The sequence below is a fragment of the Candidatus Ruminimicrobium bovinum genome, assembly GCF_902760015.1.
In the GTDB taxonomy this organism is placed as follows: domain Bacteria; phylum Elusimicrobiota; class Endomicrobiia; order Endomicrobiales; family Endomicrobiaceae; genus Ruminimicrobium; species Ruminimicrobium bovinum.
In genome coordinates, this window is sequence record NZ_CACWEU010000179.1 from 1 (window position 1) to 4,641 (window position 4,641).

Here is a 4,641-nt window from a genome sequence, read left to right on the forward strand (position 1 = left end):
GATACAAGGTTTGCAATGGAAATAAAAGATTTTACAAAGGAACTTGCAAATTGCGGTTTCGGAGTATTTAAAAATGTTATAGCAAAAGGTAATGTCGTAAGAGGTTTATGTATAACAGGCGGTGCGAAATTTTCAAGGTCCGAAATTGACGGGCTTACAAAATTCGTCGGTGAATTCGGTGCAAAAGGGCTTGCCTGGATGAAAATAACCTCAAACGGTGCAGAATCAAATATCGTAAAATTTTTCACCAAAGAAGAAATAGATACAATAATAAATAAACTTGAAGCAAAAGACGGTGATTTGGTTGTGTTTTTAGCCGACGAGCCGGAAATTGTTGCACAGGGGCTCGGCGCATTAAGAATAAAAATGGGTAAAGAATTAGGACTTATAGACAAAAATAAATTCAATTTTTTATGGGTGGTTGATTTCCCTTTATTTGCATGGGATAAGGAAGAAAAAAGATGGGTTGCAAACCATCATCCTTTCACAGCGGTAAAAGATGAAGATGTTGATAAATTGACTCAGGAACAGGCAGGCAAGGCAAAGGCAAGGGCTTATGATGTTATTTTAAACGGTGTTGAACTCGGAGGCGGTTCGATAAGAATACATAAATCCGATATGCAGGCAAAAGTATTTAATCTTTTAAATATTACCGAAGAATCGGCAAAAGAAAAATTCGGTTTTTTACTTGATGCATTAACTTACGGTGCACCTCCTCACGGCGGGCTTGCAATAGGTTTTGACAGGTTATGTGCATTGCTTGTAGGGGAAGAATCAATTAGAGAAGTTATAGCTTTTCCTAAAACACAAAAAGCAATTTGTCCGTTATCAAATGCACCGGCGGAGGTTGCCGAAAAACAATTAAGAGAACTCGGTATAAAAATAAATAAAAAAATAGAAGTAAAACAAACCGAAGGAAGTAAAAACGGTGGAGAAACTAAATAGCTGGTTGAAAAATAAAATAGAAAATTTTTTACTTCTTCTAATAAAAAAATTAGATGACAGTGATGTTTATGCCCCTAATATCAGGTTGTCAAAAAATAATATTTTTAAAAAAGAAATAAAAATAAAACCGGCAGTAACAGGTATTATTTCTTATTGTCTTTTGTTTTTTATGATACTAAGCCAGCTTGGCAGCACTTATAAAAATTTTTTATTTGTTTTTATTTTCCTTTCATTAATATTTATACTTGTTATTTTTTATTTTGCCGACCAGGAAAAAGAAAATATCAAAAATTCAAATGTTGTTATGCTTATGTGTTTTATAACAATAATTTCTTTTTTATTTTTTCAAATTCTTCAAGATAGTCTTTCTGTTATAGCTTTTCCCGTTTCGGCATTTGCCGTTTTATTATCATTGTTAATATCAATAAAATTCAGTTTAATATATATAATGGTAACGGCAGTTTTTATGTTGATGACAAACGGTTTTCATGCCGCACTTCCGATTATGCATGTTGCAAGTGCATTGGTTGCACTTATAAATATTCGCCAAATACACAGTCGTTCTCAGTTTTCAAAAATAGGTTTTAAAATTTTTGTTGTTATGGCAGGAATGCTTATAATTTTTCATATTTTAGGATTTTTTGAAGTCCAGTCAGTCGGTTTGTCTTTATGGTTTGCAATGCTTAACAGTTTTATATCTGTTTTAATTATACTGGCTGCACTTCCTCTTTTGGAAATGCTCTTTTCAAGAACAACAAATATAAAACTTGTAGAACTTTCCGATTTTAACAACCCTCTTTTAAAAAGATTGATGGTTGAGGCCCCGGGAACTTACCATCACAGTTTAATAACGGCATCCCTTGCGGAACAGGCGGCTACGGCAATAGGTGCGGATTCTTTGCTTACAAGAACAGGTGCTTATTACCACGATATAGGTAAACTTAAAAACCCCGAATATTTTATTGAAAACCAAAATAAAAACGAAAATCCTCACGATAATTTATCGCCTTCAATGTCAGGGCTTGTTTTAATTTCACATGTTAAAGACGGTGTTGCACTTGCAAGAAAATATAAAATAGATGAAGTGGTTGTTGATTTTATCAGGCAACATCACGGAACATCTTTAATACAATATTTTTATTTCAGGGCATTGGAAAACAGTAAAGATGTTAATGAACAGGATTTTCGTTATCCGGGAAGTAAACCTACCAGCAAAGAAACCGCAATTTTAATGATAGCCGATTCGGTTGAAGCAATTTCAAGAATAATTCCCGATAAAAATGCCGGAAAACTTAAAGAACTTGTAGAAAAAGTTATAAACAATAAATTTACCGACGGACAATTTTCGAACTGTTCCATTACTTTAAATGATTTGGCAAAAATTGCAGACAGTATGACTGCAACTTTATGCGGAATTTATCATGCAAGAATAGATTATAAAAAAACGGAAGAAAAATAATGAAACAAAAAGAACTTATATTTACGGGGTTTAATGAAAAATTTGTTCCGCTTATGAAAAAAACGGCGGAATTTACTTTAAAATATGAAAAAATAAAAAATTACAGCATCAGTTTTACGCAAATAAGTGATATTGAAATAAAAAAAATGAACAGAAAATATAGAAAAGTTAACAGAATAACTGATGTTATTTCTTTTTTGGTTGACGAAAAATTATTTTTAGGTGATATTTATATTTCGGATAACAGACCGCAAAAAAATGCAAAAAAATACGGGTTTACTTATCAACAGGAATTGTGCTACCTTGTAATTCATTCAATTCTTCATCTTGAAGGATATACGGATTACGATGTTGAGAATAAAACATTGATGTTTTCCAAACAGGATAAAATATTCAAATGTTTGTTTTCTTAGGTTTTGTTTTACTTATATTTTTTTTAATGTTGTCGGCATTTTGGTCGGCATCCGAAATTGCATTAAACAGTCTTTCCAAATACAGAGTAAAAAAATTAATCGTTTTAAAAAAATCAATGGCAAAACCGCTTTTAAGGTGGTTAAACAGTCCGTATTATTTGTTGACGGTAATTTTAACCGGAAATGTTTTTTCGGATATGATGGTAAGTTTTTTGGCGGGATGGCTTGCCGTAACCGTTTTTTGGGCAATAGACAGAAGTATTGTTGAATTTATAACATGGCTTATTGCAACGTTTATCGTTTTAATAGTCGGTGAAATAACTCCAAAAATTTACAGCAGAGGGCATTCCCAGCAAATTACATTGTTTGCCGTTCCGATTTTATCAAAACTTGAGACTTTAACAAAACCTTTTTTGTTTCCAGTAGTGAAATTGTTGGATTTTATATTTAAAAATAATGACGAAGATGAATATTCCGTTTTAAGCAAAGAAGAAGTGAAAACTTTAATTTTGGAAGCGGATAACGAAGGTATTTTTGATAAAGATATTTCATTGATGATTGAAAGGTCTTTATGGTTTACCGAAACACCGGTTTCAAAAATAATGACACCTTTTAAAGATATAGAATCCGTCAATATAGATAATGAAACGGAAATTTTTATTGATATGGTTGTTGAAACTTCAAGAAGCAGAGTTCCGGTATATAAAAATTCAAAATCAAATATTATAGGTTATATACATATAAACGATATTTTACTTATGTGGCAGCAACAAAAAGAATTTAAAATAAAGAGTTTTATAAAACCAGCATATTTTATAGATTCCGATAAAAAAATAGGAGAACTTTTAAGAGAGTTACAATCCGGTAAAACACATATAGCTTTTGTTAAAAATTCAAATGATAGAATTTTAGGCATGGTAACTTTGGAAGATATTATAGAAGAAATAGTAGGTGAAATTCTTGACGAGTATGAACTTTAAAATTATTACCATAAAAATTTCAGAGGGTCTAAACTTTGACCGTTTTTCTTAACGGTAAAATGAAGATGCGGTCCTGTTGCTCTTCCTGTAGAACCGCTTTTTGCTATGAGTTGCCCTGCTTTAACTTTTTGACCTACCCTTACATGCACTTTTGATAAATGACCGTAATGTGTTACATATCCGTTTTGATGATCTATAAAAACAGCCGTTCCGTAATGTCCGACTCCCGAACCTGCAACTGTAACTATTCCGTCAGCCGCCGCACCTACCCATGTGCCTTCTTTAACGGCAATATCAATTCCGCCGTGTTTACTTATTTGCCCTGTTACGGGGTGTTTCCTTGTTCCGAATACACTGCTTAACCTGCCTGCAAGCGGAGAAATAAATAAATCTCTTAAAGCATATTTTTCCTGCATTTTTTCGTTCATTAAATCAACTGCCGGTCTTCTTCTCGGAATAAAAATATATTCACATTGATTTAAGTTTGATAAATTGATATTAACTTCTCTTAATTGCTTTTCGTCAATATCGTATCTTTTTTCTATACTTTCAATTGTATCTTCTTTTGATACCGGGTGCAAACAACCGCCTATGTTCGGCATTAAAAGTTTTTGATTAACATATACATTATATGTTTCAAGTTGAGGGTTGCAACCTATTATGGTATGAACGGAATAACCGTGTTTTTTTGCAATAGTCCAAAGGTTTTCTCTCGGTTTAACTTTATATATATAAAATTTTACTCCTTTTACTCTGCACGACATATATTTAAGCCGGTCTTCAATATTTGAAATAAGTTCCTGCCTTGTAAAAGTAGGAAGGTCGGCAACAATTGCAGATTGCA

Annotated in this window: 5 protein-coding genes; 4 read left to right on the top strand and 1 reads right to left on the bottom strand. The window is 32.4% G+C overall.

The genetic code is table 11. The features are described 5' to 3' along the window. From ACMUOV_RS06075 to ACMUOV_RS06090, 4 genes are all read left to right on the top strand, one after another. Positions 1-945, top strand: a 945-nt coding sequence (locus ACMUOV_RS06075) for an amino acid--tRNA ligase-related protein (RefSeq protein ID WP_413854216.1), incomplete at its 5' end; no start/stop codon positions are given. Positions 946-949: 4 nt separating this feature from the next. Next, positions 950-2,404 (top strand): HD family phosphohydrolase, encoded by a 1,455-nt coding sequence (locus tag ACMUOV_RS06080; protein ID WP_413854217.1) that lies wholly within the window; start codon positions 950-952, stop codon positions 2,402-2,404. Beyond that, a complete protein-coding gene (gene ybeY / locus ACMUOV_RS06085; RefSeq protein WP_413854218.1) occupies positions 2,404-2,817 on the top strand; it encodes an rRNA maturation RNase YbeY in 414 nt (137 codons plus the stop codon). Before ACMUOV_RS06080 ends, ybeY begins: the two co-directional genes overlap by 1 nt. Then, complete coding sequence (locus ACMUOV_RS06090) at positions 2,802-3,797, top strand: hemolysin family protein (RefSeq protein WP_413854219.1); 996 nt, start codon at positions 2,802-2,804, stop codon at positions 3,795-3,797. Before ybeY ends, ACMUOV_RS06090 begins: the two co-directional genes overlap by 16 nt. A 5-nt stretch (positions 3,798-3,802) precedes the next feature. Here the strand turns inward: ACMUOV_RS06090 and ACMUOV_RS06095 are convergent. Further along, positions 3,803-4,641, bottom strand: an 839-nt coding sequence (locus ACMUOV_RS06095) for a peptidoglycan DD-metalloendopeptidase family protein (RefSeq protein ID WP_413854220.1), incomplete at its 5' end; no start/stop codon positions are given.